Origin of the sequence: Novosphingobium sp. (assembly GCF_965229225.1) — a bacterium.
Classification (GTDB): Bacteria; Pseudomonadota; Alphaproteobacteria; order Sphingomonadales; family Sphingomonadaceae; genus Novosphingobium.
The window spans coordinates 80,214-95,789 of the sequence record NZ_OZ245867.1; the positions used below are offsets into that span (position 1 = coordinate 80,214).

Here is a 15,576-nt window from a genome sequence, read left to right on the forward strand (position 1 = left end):
GCCCCGTGTTGAGCACGGGGCGACGGGGAGAGAGGACAATGTCAGGGGAGGTCTGGACTACCACCCCTTAGTGCCTGTGGACCGCACCTTGAAGCGGGGTGACAAATTCCGCGGGGGCGGTTAGCTGATCGAGGTGACCGTACTAGAACTCCAGAAGCCCGCCGAATCCCTTATCGAGCGCACTGCCGCTGCGCCGATTGATCCGCGGCAGCTCGCGCGCGATTTGCAGCCGTTTCGTGATCCGCAGCCGGTGCGCAGCGGGTGGGAACTGGCGATCACGCTGGTACCGTTCATGGCCTTGTTTGCGCTGATCACGATTGCGGTGAAAGCGGGCTATTGGCCCGCGCTCGCGGCGACTCCGCTGGCCGGGCTGTTTCTGCTGCGGCTGTTCATCATCCAGCATGACTGCGGGCACGGTGCCTTCTTGCGCAACCGCACCAGCAACGACTGGATCGGTCGCGCGCTGGGCGTGTTGACCCTTACGCCCTATGATTGCTGGCGGCGCTCGCATGCGCTGCACCACGCTGGCACCGGCAATCTCGAAGCACGCGGGTTCGGCGATGTGGATATGCTGACGGTGCGCGAGTATCGGGAGCGTAGCTGGCTGGGACGGTTCGCGTATCGGCTCTATCGTCATCCGGCGGTGCTGCTGGGACTGGGGCCAGCCTATCTGTTCCTGCTGCGCCACCGGTTGCCGATCGGCCTGATGAACGAAGGCTGGACTTATTGGGTGAGCGCCATGGCCACCAATGCGGTGACCGCGCTGGTGCTGGCCTTGCCGCTCTATTTTTTCGGGTTTGGTGTGACGGCGCTGGTGTTCTTCCCTGTGCTGCTGTGTGCGGCATCGCTGGGGGTCTGGCTGTTTTACGTGCAGCATCAGTTCGAGGACGCGTACTGGAAGCAGCGGGCGGACTGGTCTTTCTACGATGCTGCATTGATGGGCAGTTCGTACCTTGAGTTGCCACGCATTCTTGGCTGGTTCACGGGGTATATCGGGATCCACCATGTCCATCATCTATCGAGCCAGATCCCCTTCTATCGCTTGCCTGAAGTGCTGAAACAGCATCCGACCTTGCGCGATCTGAACCGGTTCAACGCGCTGCAGGCGTGCGGCACCTTGCGGCTGGCGCTGTGGGACGAGGACCGGCGCGGGATGGTTTCGTTTCGCGAGGCGGCGGGCTCTGTGTGATCCGCGGGCGCTTGGCGGCTGCCCACCCCAAACCCCTCCCGCAGGCGGGAGGGGTTTCTTCGTACTAGCGCTGCTAAGGAAGCGGCCCGTCCGGCAGGCCGAGCGCGGCGCGGTCTGCGGTCGCGCCGGCAAGGTCTATGCCAGCAAGGGCCGCGCGGGCCTGCGCATCAAGGAGGCGGACGCGGGCGTCGGTTGCAGCCTCTTCACGCATGTTGAGCAGGAAGAAATCGCTCGCGCCGAGATCGAAGCGGCGGCGTTCGGCGGCGGCGAGGTCGTCGGCGAGGCGGGCTTCGTCACCCGCCAGGCGGGCGGTCTTGGCGGCACCATCGACGGCGATGCCGATGCCCTTGACTTCGACCGCGATCTGTTCGCGCACGAGCTGCTGGCGGGTGCGCAGTCCATCGATTTCGGCGCGGGCCTCGGCGATCTTGCCCTTGGCGCTGCGGCGCTGGAGCGGGACGGTGAGGCGGACGCCGACAATGGCTTCCTCGCCATCGCGCGATTTGCCGCCGGGTCCGGTCTTGCCCAGATCGTAGGAGAGCTCGCCGCGCAGATCGAGGCGCGGTTTCAGCTCGTTTTCGGCGAGCGCGAGCTTGAGTTCGGACTGGGCGAGGCGGGCGCTGATGGTCTGGACGTCGGGGCGATCGAGCGGTGTGCCAGGGCGGGTGGGGCGGAAGCCGGGGAGGCTGGCGGGCAGGCGTTCGGGGCCAGGGAGGATGCGCTCGCCATTCTCGTCACGGTAGAAGAACGAGAGCGCGTTGGCGGCAGCGCCGAATTCCTGTTCGGACCGGACGACGAGCGCGCGGCGGCGGACGATGTTGGTATCCGCCTCGGTGAGGAGGATGGCGGGGCGCGCGCCGAGCTGGACCTGACGGGCGATGCCGGCGCGGCGCTGTTCGGCGAGATCGAGGAGGGCCTGATAGGCCTTGAGGCGCAGGCCAGCCGCGACCCAGTTCTGATAGGTGGCGGCGGCGCGGGCCTGAACGCCGATGGCGACCATTTCGCGTTCGAGGCGCGCGGCATCGATATCGCGCGCGGCCATGGCGATGCGGCCGCGCCTTTCGTCGATTGCGCGGTCGCGCAGGAGGGAGAACAGGCCGCCGATTTTCAGTTCGCCGAGGCGGTCTGTATAGGCCTTGTCCTCGTAGATCGGGAAGGTGCCGCTGCTGACGCGGTAGCCGCCGTAGATCGAGCCGCCGTTATCGGTGAGGGGGCGGGTGGCCTTTCCTTCGAGATACGTGCCTGAATAGTAGCCGAGGACGCGGCTTCCGGCATCGACATCGAACACGGTGTCGAACGCGCCTTCAGCGGAGAGCGCGCGGCCTTCGGCCTGGCGGACGCGGGCCATCGCCTCGACGATCTGGGGTGCCTGCGCGGCGGAGCTCGCCAGGATTTCGCCCAGCGTGAGGGGGCCGGACGCGGGGCTCGCCGCCGGTGCCGGATCGGCGGGCAGCTGCGCGGCGAGCGGCCATGCGCAGCCGAGCGCGAGCGCGGCGAGGACAGGTCGGATCAGGCGCATGTTAGCGGGGTCCCGTCACTTGGGCTTGCCCGCCTTGCGCACGGTGGCATCGTCGTCCTTCGAGACGCTGTCTCCATCATCGCCCTTGGCATCCTTGCCGCTGATCGAGGCCTTGATGTCCTTGCTGAATTCGAGCGGGAAATCGTTGAGCTGACGCCACAGTTCGTAGCCGACGGAGACGGTCTCCATCTGGATCCAGCCGCGCACCTTGGCGCCGAGCTTGGTGAAGCGCAGGTCGGGCCAGGGGCGCTTGCCCGGTGCGGGATCGATGAGGACGCGGAACAGGCCGCCCGAGCCGGAGGTGGGATCGACGGCGCGCACGCGGCCATCGAAGATGCCCTGCGCGACCGAGGGCCAGCCGCTGAACTGGATGGCCGGCCAGCCTTCGAATTCGAGGCGAACCTGCTGGCCGGGGCGCACCAGCGCGATATCGCGGCCATCGATGTAGAGCGCTACGGCGCGGGTCGCGGTTTCGGGCGCGATGGTGGCGAGCACCGAGCCGGGCGAGACGACGCCGCCGCTGAGGCCGGCGTTGACGGTCTGCACCCGGCCGGCGCGCGGCGCACGCACGAGCTGGCTGGACTGGCGGGCAAGCTGCACGTCGATGCGCTGGAGCTTGGCGCGCGATTCCGCGAGCTTGGCGCCGCCTTCGGCGACCTTGATCTGCGCGAGTTCGACATCGCGCCGGGCGATCAGGCCTTCGCGGAACAGCGCTTGCGCACGGTTCACATCGAGCATCGCGGTGGCGCGCGACTGGGTGACCGCGCCGATTTCCGCTTCGATCTGCGCGCGTTCGGCGGCGAGGCGGGTGAGGTAATCAGGATCGAGATCGACCACGCGGGCGATGGGCTGCCCGGCTGCGACCAGTTCGCCGTCCTTGACGTACCATTCGGTGATGCGCCCGCTGACGAGCGCGGAGACGTCTGCCGAGCGGTCATCAGGATTGAGCGCGACGACGAGGCCGTCGCCATTGGCGGTCTGGACCCAGGGCACGAAGGCCATGACGAGCGCAGCGGCGGTGATCGCGAGCGCGACCATCCACGCGGTGATGACCACCACGCGCGGCGCCTTCATGCCGGCGAGCGTGGGGAAGTGTTCGATGTGTTCAAGCCGATAGGGCACGTGCGGCCTCCCGTTCTTTCACATGGGCCTGCAGTTCGGCGGCGGAGGCAAAGCGGAGCTGTTCCTGCTTGCCGAGCCAGAGCCAGCCATCGAGCGCTAACGAGCCGGGGCGCGTGGTGCACAGCATCACGGTGGTGCCGGCGGCCTTGAGCCGTTCGAGCACGCCGAACAGCTGCGCGGGCGGCATGACATCGAACACTGGCGCGAGCACGAGCACCTTGGGGCAGGCCAGCAGCGCGTTGGCGAGCTTGAGTTCCATCACCTCGCCCACGGTGAGCGGCCAGCCCGAATTGGCAAGCGGCGTGTCGAGTCCATCGGGCAGGCTGGCGATGCGTTCGCTGAGGCCGACCGCATCGAGCGCATCGAGGATGCTTTCCGAGGTTGCATCGGAGATCGCGAGATTGAGGTACTCGCGGATGGTGACCTCGACGATCGTCGGCCGGTCAAGCACGATGATTTCGGAGCGCAGCATGTACATGTTGAGCCCGCCGAGATCCGAGCCGCCGACAGTGACAAGGCCGTGATCGGGCGCGACATGGCGCTTGAGAAGCATCGAAAGCGTGCGCTCCACCCCGGCTTCGGGCACAGTGACGACGCGCTCGCCGGCGTGAAGCGAGAAGTTGAGGTGCGTTTCGCCGAGCTTGACGTCGCGCAGGGCAATCGCGCCGTCGCGCGGGCCCTGGGTGCTGGGGATCGGCAGCTTTTCCTGGGTGATGCCATAGAGCAGCGAGAGTTCCTCGCAGCTGGCGACGAGATCGTAGAAGGTATCGAGGTACCAGCCGAGCTGGCCGACCCCGTAAAACACGCTGGAGAGGATGAGCTCGGCGCCGACGAGCTGGCCGATGGTCAGCTCGCCCGCAAGGATCAGGTTACCGCCCAGCGCAAGGAGCGCGGCCGAGGCGGTGGCGTAGAGCGTGAAGAACGCCAGCGTCTGCGCAAAGCTGTAGCGGAAGTAGCCCTTGTGCTTGGCGATGTAGTTGGCGGTCATCGCCTCCGACCGGTCCATCGCGAAGCCGACATGGCGGCTCGACTTGTAGAAGCCGTTGGAGCCGCCGACGCTTTCGAGCCAGCGCGCGGTATCGTGCTTGGCGTGGGAAAGTGCCACCGCGCTGGTCATCGAGCCGCGCGACCACAGCAGCCAGATCACGAGGAGCGCGAGCAGCAGCACCACGTTGAAGGCGAGGAAGAACGGGTGATAAAAGCTGGTGACGATCAGGCCGACCGCCGATTGCAGCACGATGGTGAAGCCGCCGATCAGCAGGCTGGGCACCGATTTCTGCACGACGGTGAGATCGAAGAAGCGGTTGAACAGGTCTGCCCGCCGCGCATCGCCGAAGAAGGGATCGCGCGCATGGACCGCGCGGATGGTGATCTCGGCGACGATGCGGGCGAACAGGCGCCGTTCGAACAGCGTCATGATGTAGACGCGCAGCGCCGAAAGCATCGCGACGACGAAGAGGAGTGTGAAGAGGAGGACAGCGAGCGTCCACAACTGCGCGGGCAGTGCGGTGTAGGCGACGCTGTTGATGAGCAGCTGAACTGAAATGGGCGTGGCCAGCGACAGCAAGCCGATGGCTATGCCGTATACCGCTGCCAATCGCAGATAGCCGGCATCTGGCCCGATGATTTCGGCCAGCCAGCGTATTGCATCGCGCAGTTCGACCCGCGTTGGTGCAGCCATGAAATTCCCTGAGAGCTCTGATTTTCCGAAACGGTGATGCCTTTCTAAGCCATTGTGCACCGCAGCGCCAATTACAACTCTTGTCTGGAGGCTATAATCTGTGATTATGGTCTCGCATGACGACTATCCGCCAGTTGCAGTATCTCGTCGCGCTTGCCGACGAAGGCTCGTTCGCCGAGGCCGCGCGGATCAGCCACGTTTCGCAGCCGGCGCTGAGCCAGCAGGTCAAGGCGCTGGAGGAGCGGCTGGGGGTGCGGCTGCTTGACCGGTCCACCACCGGCGCGATCCTGACGCCGATCGGGCGGAGCATCGTTTCGAAGGCGCGCGGGATCCTGGGCGAAGTGCGCGGGATCGAGGAACTGGCGCGCAGCGCCGCGACGGGCCTCACCGGAACCTTGCGCCTGGGGACGACGCCGACGCTGGGGCCCTATCTGCTCTCGCCGATCATCGCCGACCTCCACCGCGCGGCACCGGGCCTCAGGCTCTATGTGCGCGAGGGAATTCCCGACGAGCAGGCGCTGCAGGTCTCGCGCGGGGAGCTTGACGTGATGCTGGGGCCGCTGCCGATCCGGGGCGACGATCTCGAGATCGAGCCCTTGTTCCGTGAGCCGCTCGATCTGGTGGCGGCAGTGGACAGCCCGCTGGCGCGCGGGCCGGTGGAATCTTCGGCACTGGCGGGGCAAGTGCTGCTATCGCTTGATACGCGGCATCACCTGCACCGCGAAACGCGCGAGATTGCCGAGACCCATGGCATGGCGCTGAGCCCGGACTACGAAGGCACGAGCCTTGATAGCCTGCACATGATGGCGGCCTCGGGCCTCGGCCTCACGGTGCTGCCGCGGCTTTATCTGCAAAGCGACGTGGGCGGGCTTTCAGGGCTGAGCGTCGTCGATGTGGAAGGCTGGAAGGCGCACCGTTCGGTGGCGCTGGCCTGGCGGCGCGGCACGAGCATGGAAGCGGCGTTTCGCGTGATTGCGGAGCACGTGCAGCGTTCGGCGCGGCGGATGCTGGACAAGGCTTTGGGTTGAGGTGGGGGCTTGTGGAGAGTTTCTCGCAGAGACTCAGAGAAGAAGGGACGACCGCAAAGAACTCTTGCTGGGCCGTGACGCCCCTTGTCAATTGGCCGTTGCGGTTTGCGAGGACGAGTGAGGCAGATTACGGCCTTGCCGCTTGATCAACCTCTTTGCGATCTTCTTTTCCTCAGCGTCTCTGCGAGAAATACGCTTTTCTGGAGGTTGCGGTTGTTCCCCTCTCCCAATCCTCTCCCCTGAAGGGGAGAGGGCTATTCGGGGTTAGGGCGTGGCCTGCCAGCCGCCGCCCAATGCCTTGAACACGCTGATCTGGGCGTCGGCGCGGTCCGCTTCGGCTTGGGCGAGTGCGGCGCGGGTTTGGGCGCGCTGGCGCTCGGCGTCGAGCAATTGCAGGAAGCTGTCCGCGCCGTAGTCGAAGCGGGTGCGCGAAAGGCGGGCGGCATCGCTGCTGGCGTTCATCGCGCGGCGCAGCGCATCCTCGCGGCTGGTGGCACCGCCGGCGCGGGCGAGGGCCTGTTCGGCTTCCTTGAGCGCGTTGAGAACAGCGGCATCGAAGCGGGCGAGCGAGCCTTGCGCGATCGCCTCGTTCTGCCGGACGCGGGCGCGCGCGGCGCCGTTCAGCGGGAAGTTCCAGCTGATCAGCGGGCCGACGGAATAGCCGACCGAGCCCGAATTGCCGAGATTGCTGAAGCGCGTGGCGCCGAGCGAGACGCTGCCGAGCAAGCTGATCGAGGGATAGAGCGCGGCGGTGGCGACGCCGATGCGCGCGGTGTCGGCGGCCAGCGTGCGTTCGGCCTGGCGCACATCGGGGCGGCGCGCGAGGAGGGACTGACCATCGCCGACGGGGAGTGGTTCGCTCGCTGCGGGCACGGTGCGGCACTTGGCCGCCGCGCTGTCAAGGATCGCGGCGGGGGGATCGCCGGTGAGGACGGCGAGCGCATAAAGTGCGGAGCGGCGCTCGGCTTCGAACACCGGCACCTGCGCGCGGGCCTGCTCGACAAGGACGGTGGCCTGATCGACCTCGCTGCGCGTGCCTCTGCCGGCGGAAAGGCGGCGTTCGGTGAGTTCGAGCGTGCGGGCCTGAAGCGCCTCGGTCTCCCGCGCGACGTCGGCCTGTTCGCCGAAACCGCAGGCCGAGGCATAGGCGCGCGCCGTTTCAGCGGCGACCGCAACGCGCGCGGCATCGACGGCAGCCTGCGCGGAAGCCGCATCGGCGCGCGCGGCTTCGATCGAGCGGCTCACCCCGCCAAAGAGATCGGCTTCGTAGGACGCATCGAAGCCTACCGTGAAGAAATCGTTGGTAATCGCGCGGCCGAAGGCGGGGATGACCTGGCGGCTGTGGCTGTATTGCGCGCTGGTGGTCGAGGTGGGCAGGCGCGCGGCTCCCACTTCGGAGAGCGCTGCGCGGGCGCGCTGGAGATTGGCGGCGGCGACGCGCAGATCGGTGTTCTTTGCCAGCGCCTGCGTGACGAGCCGGTCGAGCTCCGGATCCTTGAACAGCTGCCACCACTGGTCCGGCAGCGGCGAGGGCGTGACCGTGCCGCTTTCGAGCGCTTCGGTAAGGCGCACTTGTTCGGGTGGCAGCGCGGCGGGGCGCTTGTAGTCTGGCCCCACGGCGCAGGCAGCAACGAGAAGCGCAGGGATCAGCGCGGCGAGACGCTTCATGCCTCGCTCTCCGGAGCGGCTGGAAGCTCGTCAACTGGCTTGGGCTTGCGGCGCAGCATGGCGCCGACCCGTTCGCCGAAATTGCGGCTGATGATGTAGAACGACGGCGTGAAGAGGAGGCCGAAGCCGGTCACCCCGATCATCCCGAAGAACACCGCGATGCCGAGCGCCTGGCGCATTTCCGCGCCGGGGCCAGTGGCGATGACGAGCGGCAGGGTGCCGAGGATGAAGGCGATCGAGGTCATCAGGATCGGGCGCAGGCGCTGGTGCGCGGCGCGTTCGGCGGCGGCGCGGGGTTCCAGCCCGTCGTCCTCGCCCTGCCGCGCGAACTCGACGATGAGGATCGCGTTCTTCGCGGCAAGGCCGATCAGCACGACAAGGCCGATCTGGGTGAGGATGTTGTTGTCACGCCCCATCAGGCCGACGCCGACGATGGCCGCGAGCAGGCACATCGGCACGATCAGGATCACCGCCAGCGGCAGCACGAGGCTTTCATACTGCGCGGCGAGCAGGAGGAACACGAAGATCACCGCGAGGCCGAAGACGAGACTGCCGGTGTTGCCCGCCTGCTGCTGCTGGAAGGCCAGTTCGGTCCATTCATAGGTGAACCCGGCGGGCAGGTTGGCCTTGGCTAGCTTGTCCATGGTGGTGAGCGACTGGCCCGAGGAGAAGCCGCGCTTGGTATCGCCCTGGAGTTCGGCGGCGGGATAGAGGTTGAACCGCACGACGCGGTAGGGGCCGCTGTCGTTCTTGAGCGTCATCACCGCAGCGAGCGGGACCATCGTGCCCGAGGCTGAGCGGGTCTTGAGCCGCAGGATATCGCCGATATCGTCGCGGTAGGGCGCGTCGGCCTCCGCCGTCACGCGGAAGGTGCGGCCGAGGAAGTTGAAATCGTTGACGTATGTGCTGCCGAGATAAGTGCCGAGCGTGGAGAACACGCGCTCGACCGGCACGCCGATCTGCTCGGCGCGCTCGCGGTCGATATCGGCCTTGAGGCGCGGGGTCTTGGTGTTGAAGGTGGTGAAGACCGAATTGAGCCCGGGTTCCTGATTTGCGGCCATCATCATCTTGAAGGCGGCACCTTCGAGCGCGGCATAGCCTGCGCCCGAGCGGTCCTCGATCATCATCTTGAAGCCGCCGCCGGTGCCGATGCCGCGCACGGGCGGGGGCGGCACGACGAGGACGTTACCCGCAGTGATCGCGCCGTAGGCCTTGCGCAGCTCGTTCGCGACCTGATCCGACGAGGCGGTGCGGTGGTCGAAATCCTTGAGCGTGATGAAGATCGCGCCAGCGTTCGGCGCGGTGGTGAAGGTCGCGCCGTCGAAGCCGGCAAACGCGATGGTGGTCTTCACCGAAGGGTTCTGGCGCGCGATGGCAGCGGCTTGCTGGACAATCTCGTCGGTGCGCTGGAGCGAAGCGCCCGGCGGCAGCTGGACGACGCCGATCAGGTAGCTCTGGTCCTGCGCGGGGATGAATCCGGTCGGCGTTGCATAGAAGCGCCAGCCGGCGATGGCGAGGAGCAGCACATAGGCGATGCCGATCATGCCGAGCGCGCGCACCAGCCGCGCAGTCAGCTTGCCGTAGCGCACCGACAGGCGTTCGAAGCCGTGGTTGAAGCTGCGCGCAAAGCGCACCGGCAGGCCGCGCCAGCCCGCCGGGGGCGCGGTTTCCTCGTGGCTCTTGGGCTTGAGGATCAGCGCGGCGAGCGCCGGCGAAAGGGTGAGCGAGACGAAGGCGGAAATCGCGGTGGCGCTGACGATGGTGAGCGCGAACTGCTTGTAGAACGCGCCCGAGATGCCGGGGATGAAGGCGGTGGGGATGAACACCCCGCACAGCACCAGCGCAATGGCGATGAGAGCGCCGGAAACCTCGTCCATCGTTTTGTGTGCAGCCTCGCGCGGGGCGAGGCCTTCTTCCATCAGCCGCTCGATGTTCTCCACCACGACGATCGCGTCATCCACCACGATGCCGATGGCGAGCACGAGGCCGAATAGCGAGAGGTTGTTGAGGCTGAAGCCGAACGCGGCCATCGCCGCGAAGCTGCCGACGAGCGAGACCGGGATCGCGATGATCGGGATGATCGAGGCGCGCCAGCTCTGCAGGAACACCAGCACGACCAGCGCGACGAGCACGATCGCTTCAAACAGTGTTTCTTCCACCGCGGCGATCGAGGCGCTGATGTATTCGGTCGGGTGGTAGGGGATGGAGTAGATCAGGCCGGGCGGGAAGGCCTTCGACAGCGCTTCCATCTCCGCCTCGACCGCAGCGGCGGTCTTGAGCGCGTTGGAGCCGGGGAGCTGGGTGACGGCGACGCCGATCGACGGGTATTTGTCGCGATAGGCGTTGGTGCCGTAGTCCTGCGCGCCGAGTTCGATGCGGGCGATATCGCTGAGGCGGGTGAGGCGGCCATCATCCGAGCGCTTGATGATGATATCGCCGAACTCTTCGGTCGTGGTGAGGCGTCCGGTGGTCTGGATGCCGAGCTGGAAGGCGGTGCCGCCCTGGTTGAACGGCGGCTGGCCGACCGAGCCGGCGGCGACTTGCGCGTTCTGGGCGCGGATCGCGGCGATGATCTCGTCAACCGTGAGATTGCGGCTGGCGGCTGCATCGGGATCGATCCACACGCGCATGTTGTAATCGCGCCCGCCGATGATGCGCACGCCGCCCACGCCGGGCACGCGGCTCAGCCGGTCGACCACCTGCAGCGTCGCGTAGTTCGCCACGTATTGCTGGCTGAGCGACTTGTCCGGCGAATAGAGGTTCATCACCATGAGCAGGTCGGGCGAGTTCTTGCGCACCGTCACGCCGATCTGGCGGACTTCCTCGGGCAGGCGCGGCTCTGCCGTGGCGACGCGGTTCTGCACCAGCACCTGCGCCTGATCGACATTGGTGCCCGCCTTGAAGGTGACGGTGATCGAAACGTTGCCGTCGCCCGTGGAGGACGACTGCATGTAGATCATGTTCTCGACGCCGTTGATCGATTCCTCGAGCGGGGCGGCGATGGTTTCGGCCAGGGTTTCGGCGGTTGCGCCGGGGTAGTTGGCCGAGACGACGACGGTGGGCGGGGCAATTTCCGGGTACTGGCCGACGGGCAGCGAGGGATAGGCGATTCCCCCGATGATCACGATCAGGATCGACAGCACCGCCGCGAAGATCGGCCGGTCGATGAAGAAATGCGGCAGGCGCATTACTTGGCCGTTGCCTCGGCCGCAGCAGGTGCCTTGATGGCGTTGGAAGCAGGCGAATCCGCCGCCGCGCGGGGCTTCAGCGGGATGACCTTGGCATCGACGTCCATGCCCGGCTGCAGCCGCGCAAGGCCATCGAGAATGACCTTCTCGCTGGGCGCCAGGCCGGTCTTGATCACGCGCAGGCCTTCGACGAGCGGGCCGGTTTCGACGTTGCGCTGAACCGTCTTGCCATCCTTGCCGACGACATAGACGAAGCGGCGGGTCTGGTCGGTGACGATGGATTCATCGGGCACCAGCAGCGCGCTGTAGGTGCCCGACCCCAGCAGGCGGGCGCGGCCGAACATGCCGGGGACGAGGAAGCCGGTGGGATTGTCGACTTCGGCAAAGGCGCGGATCGTGCCCGAATTGCGGTCGATCGCGTTGTCGACGAACTTCATCAACCCGTGCCAGCGATAGTTCGTTTCATCCGCCAGCTTGATGTCGACCGGATTGGGGGCATAGCGCGAGGATTCGCGCTCGCCCGATTGGGCCTGGCGGACATATTTGAGGTAGAAGGTTTCCGCGCCTTCGAAAGCGAAGCGGATCGGATTGACCGTGACGACGCGGGTCAGCACCGTCTGCCCGGCGGCAACATAAGTGCCGATCGAAACGCGCTTGTCCGATATGCGGCCGCTGATCGGCGAGCGGATCGTGGTGAAGGACAGATCGAGCGACTTCGCCTCAAGGTTGGCGCGGGCCGCCCCGGCTGCGGCCACGGCGCTGCGCAGATTGGCTTCCTTGGTCTCGAACTCCTCGCGGCTGATCGCCTGCGCATCGACGAGTTTCTGCGCGCGGGCCAGTTCGGTGCGGGCATTGGTGACGAGCGCCTGCGCCTTGGCGAGATCGGCGCGGGCCTGCTGCGCGGCGGCGCGATAGGGGCGCGGATCGATGGTGAAGAGCACCTGGCCCTTGGACACCTCCACGCCTTCGCGGAAGTTCACGCTATCGACCGCGCCGGAGATACGCGGACGGATCTCCACATCCTGCACTGCCTCGAACCGGCCGACATAGTCATCCCAATCCACGACCTGACGCTTGAGCGGCACGGCAACCGAGACATGGGGCTTGGGCGGCGGAGGCGGGGCTGAGGGGGAGCAGGCGGCGAGCGCCGCAGTTGCGAAAAGCGGGGGGAGGATGATTCGGCGCACGCCTTCAAAGTATGGGCATGCCGGTTACAGCGCAACCGTTGCTGCGGTGCAGCGAGAGGCCCCCGGCGGCTGGAGCAAATTCGACGTGCTTGAACAGGTTCCGTCTTGGCAGTGGCGCAGGCTGAAATCCGTTGCTAAAAGCGACCTATTGCGACACGCAACGCAGTGAATGCTTCCAGGGGAGTGGGTAATCGTGGCTATCGAGGCAAAGGTTAACGGAAAGCCGGTCAGCTTCGCAGTCGAGCCGGATACGCCGCTGCTCTGGGCCATCCGCGAGGAGCTGGGGATGACCGGCACCAAGTTCGGGTGCGGGATCGCAGCCTGCGGTGCATGCAGCGTGCATGTTGACGGGGAAATCACCCGATCGTGCAGCGTGCCGGTAAGCGATGTGGCCGGAAAATCGATTACCACGATCGAGGGCCTCTCCGGGGCAGGGGGCACGTTGACGACCTTGCAGCAGGCGTGGATCGCGCATCAGGTGCCGCAGTGCGGATACTGCCAATCGGGGCAGATCATGGCAGCGGCCGCGCTGCTGGCGAAGACGCCCAAGCCCACCGACGCCGATATCGATGCAGCGATGACCAATATCTGCCGCTGCGGGACTTATCCCCGCATCCGCGCGGCGATCCACGATGTGGCCGGCACGGCTGCTGCGCCTGCCGCGGCCCCCGCCACGCCCGCCACCAACCCCGCCTGAGGAGCAAGCACATGGGCATGATCCGCAGAACATTCCTGATTGGCGGCGCGGCACTGGTTGGCGGCGGCATCTTCGCAGTCCAGTATGGCGACAGCTCGGCCAAGTCGCAGGCCGCCAAGCTGACCGACGGCAAGGGCGGGCACAATTTCGGCACCTGGCTGCGCATCGGCGAGGACGACACCGTCACCATCTATTCGCCGCACACCGATATCGGGCAGGGTTCCAACACCGGCCTTGCGCAGATGCTGGCCGAAGAGCTGGATGCTGATTGGAGCAAGCTTTCGGTCGTCTCCGCGCCGGCGGAATCGGCGTTCGCCAACGTGGTGCTGGGCAAGGGCTTCCTTTCCGAAATGAGCGGCTATCCCGGCATCATCGGCGCGATGCCGATGTCTCTGCTGGGCATGGTCGCGCGCCAGCTCAACCTGCAGATCACCGGCGGCTCCTCGGCGCTGCGCTTCACCGGGCAGCAGGGGCTGCGGGTGCTGGGCGCAGGCACGCGGGCGGCGCTGATCGAGACGGCGGCGGGGCGCATGGGCGTTCCGGCTGGCGAGCTGACGACGGCGGACGGCAAGGTGGTCCACGCCAAGTCCGGCAAGTCGTTGCGTTATGGCGAACTGGCGGCGGAGGCGGCGACGCGGAGTCTTTCGACCAAGGTCGCGCTGAAGGACCCCAAAGACTTCAAGCACATGGGCAAGTCGGTTCCCCGTTTCGACATTCCGGCGAAGGTCAACGGCACCGCGCAATACGGCATGGACGTGACGAAGCCCGGTATGCGGGTGGCGACGGTGATCGCGGCGCCGGTGCGCGGGGGCAAGCTGCTTTCGGTCGATCCGGCACCGGCCATGGCGATTGGCGGCGTCGAGAAGGTGATCAGCCTTGAAAGCGCCGTCGTGGTCGTTGCCAAGGGCTACTGGCAGGCGCTGAAAGGCGCCCGCGCGCTGGCGCCCAAGTTCAGCGACGGCGGCAACGGGCTCATCACCACGGCCACGATCTTCGCCGAGCAGGACAAGCTGCGCGCCGAGGGCAAGCCGACCAAGACCGCAGGCGAAGGCGATGTCGATGCCGCGCTCAAGGCTGACGGCGTGAAACTGCTCGATGCCGACTACAAGATGCCCTTCCTCCACCACGCGATGATGGAGCCCTTTGCGCTGACGGCGCATTACAAGGACGGGCACCTCGATCTGTGGGGCGGGATGCAGGATCCGCTGGGTGCCAAGGCGGCAGCGGCCAGCGCGGCGGGCCTGAGCGCGGACAAGGTGACGTTCCATCCCATGCTGATCGGTGGCAGTTTCGGCCGCCGTCTGCCGATGTACATGGAGATTGTCGATCAGGTGGCGCGCGTTGCCATGCAGGTGCCGTTCCCGGTCAAGCTGATCTGGTCGCGCGAGGAGGAAGTGTCACAAGGCGCGTACCGTCCGCAAAGCTCGGCGAAGCTGACGGCGGCGCTCGGGGCCGATGGCAAGATCACGGCGTGGCGCAACGACTTCGCCCAGCCGGAAGACGGCCTGCGCGAAGTGCCGTTCTTCTATGACGTGCCGGCTGTGGCGCGGCGGCATTTCAAGCAGGTTTCCAACCAGACGGTCGGCGCATGGCGTTCGGTCAACGCCACGCAGCATGGCTTCACGACCGAGAGCTTCATGGACGAGCTTGCCCATACGGCGGGCGCCGATCCGGTCGAGTTCCGCCTCAAGCACCTGAAGCCCGGGCGGCATCGCACGGTGCTGGAAGAAGTGGCGAAGCGCAGCGGCTGGGGCTCACCGCTCGAACCGGGCCGCGCGCGCGGCGTGGCGGTGGTGGAATGCTTCAACACGATCGTCGGGCAGGTGATCGAGGCCTCGCTCGCCGAGGACGGTACGCCCAAGGTGCACAAGGCGTGGGCCGTGGTTGATTGCGGCACAGTGGTGAACCCGACCGCCGCCGAAGGGCAGATCCTCGGCGGGCTGGTGATGGGGCTCTCGTCCGGCATCGGTGAGGCGATCACCGTCGACAAGGGCGCGGTGCAACAGAGCAACTTCAGCGACTATGAAGTGCTCAAGCTGGCGAATGCGCCGACGGTTGATGTCCATTTCATCAACAGCGGCGCGGAAATGGGCGGCATTGGCGAACCGGGCCTGCCGCCTGCGACGCCTGCGCTGGCGAATGCGCTGTTTGCGCTGACGGGCAAGCGGGTGCGCTCGCTGCCGATCAGGGATCAGGCGAAGGCTTGAGGGGACGGTTAGCGGGGCCCCGGGTGACGGGGTGAACTTGCCCCATCGTTCGTCATTCCCGCGAAGGCGGGAATCCAGAGCCGCTGGCGC

10 protein-coding genes are annotated in these 15,576 nt (G+C 66.6%); 4 read left to right on the forward strand and 6 right to left on the reverse strand.

The window, feature by feature from the left end; all coding sequences use genetic code 11:
* The first annotated feature begins 133 nt into the window (after positions 1-133).
* Complete coding sequence (locus ACO06X_RS00335) at positions 134-1,189, forward strand: fatty acid desaturase (protein WP_421838046.1); 1,056 nt, start codon at positions 134-136, stop codon at positions 1,187-1,189.
* A 73-nt stretch (positions 1,190-1,262) separates the two neighbouring features.
* Here the strand turns inward: ACO06X_RS00335 and ACO06X_RS00340 are convergent, their stop codons facing one another.
* The 3 genes from ACO06X_RS00340 to ACO06X_RS00350 are packed head-to-tail and all read right to left on the reverse strand — an operon-like array spanning position 1,263 to position 5,511.
* Complete coding sequence (locus ACO06X_RS00340) at positions 1,263-2,708, reverse strand: TolC family protein (protein ID WP_421838047.1); 1,446 nt, start codon at positions 2,706-2,708, stop codon at positions 1,263-1,265.
* A gap of 15 nt (positions 2,709-2,723) precedes the next feature.
* Positions 2,724-3,782, reverse strand: coding sequence for an HlyD family secretion protein (locus tag ACO06X_RS00345; RefSeq protein WP_421839958.1), 1,059 nt, complete (start codon positions 3,780-3,782; stop codon positions 2,724-2,726).
* A 31-nt stretch (positions 3,783-3,813) separates the two neighbouring features.
* Positions 3,814-5,511 (reverse strand): ABC transporter ATP-binding protein, encoded by a 1,698-nt coding sequence (locus ACO06X_RS00350; RefSeq protein WP_421838048.1) that lies wholly within the window; start codon positions 5,509-5,511, stop codon positions 3,814-3,816.
* A 116-nt stretch (positions 5,512-5,627) separates the two neighbouring features.
* On the opposite strand from ACO06X_RS00350, the gene ACO06X_RS00355 reads away from it, so the two are divergent.
* Complete coding sequence (locus tag ACO06X_RS00355) at positions 5,628-6,539, forward strand: LysR family transcriptional regulator (protein WP_421838049.1); 912 nt, start codon at positions 5,628-5,630, stop codon at positions 6,537-6,539.
* Positions 6,540-6,803: 264 nt separating this feature from the next.
* Here ACO06X_RS00355 and ACO06X_RS00360 read toward each other — a convergent pair whose 3' ends face one another.
* Genes ACO06X_RS00360 through ACO06X_RS00370 form a run of 3 tightly spaced genes read right to left on the reverse strand, consistent with a single transcriptional unit; the run spans position 6,804 to position 12,582 of the window.
* Positions 6,804-8,207: an efflux transporter outer membrane subunit gene (locus ACO06X_RS00360; protein WP_421838050.1), complete on the reverse strand. Its 1,404-nt coding sequence runs from the start codon at positions 8,205-8,207 to the stop codon at positions 6,804-6,806.
* Complete coding sequence (locus ACO06X_RS00365; RefSeq protein WP_421838051.1) at positions 8,204-11,395, reverse strand: efflux RND transporter permease subunit; 3,192 nt, start codon at positions 11,393-11,395, stop codon at positions 8,204-8,206. The genes ACO06X_RS00360 and ACO06X_RS00365 overlap by 4 nt, the downstream gene beginning before the upstream one ends.
* Entirely contained in the window at positions 11,395-12,582 is a 1,188-nt protein-coding gene (locus ACO06X_RS00370) for an efflux RND transporter periplasmic adaptor subunit (protein ID WP_298170513.1), read from the reverse strand. The genes ACO06X_RS00365 and ACO06X_RS00370 overlap by 1 nt, the downstream gene beginning before the upstream one ends.
* Before the next feature lie 193 nt (positions 12,583-12,775).
* On the opposite strand from ACO06X_RS00370, the gene ACO06X_RS00375 reads away from it, so the two are divergent.
* Positions 12,776-13,279 (forward strand): (2Fe-2S)-binding protein, encoded by a 504-nt coding sequence (locus tag ACO06X_RS00375; protein WP_421838052.1) that lies wholly within the window; start codon positions 12,776-12,778, stop codon positions 13,277-13,279.
* Positions 13,280-13,296: 17 nt separating this feature from the next.
* Positions 13,297-15,486: a molybdopterin cofactor-binding domain-containing protein gene (locus ACO06X_RS00380; RefSeq protein ID WP_421838053.1), complete on the forward strand. Its 2,190-nt coding sequence runs from the start codon at positions 13,297-13,299 to the stop codon at positions 15,484-15,486.
* Positions 15,487-15,576 lie beyond the last annotated feature (90 nt).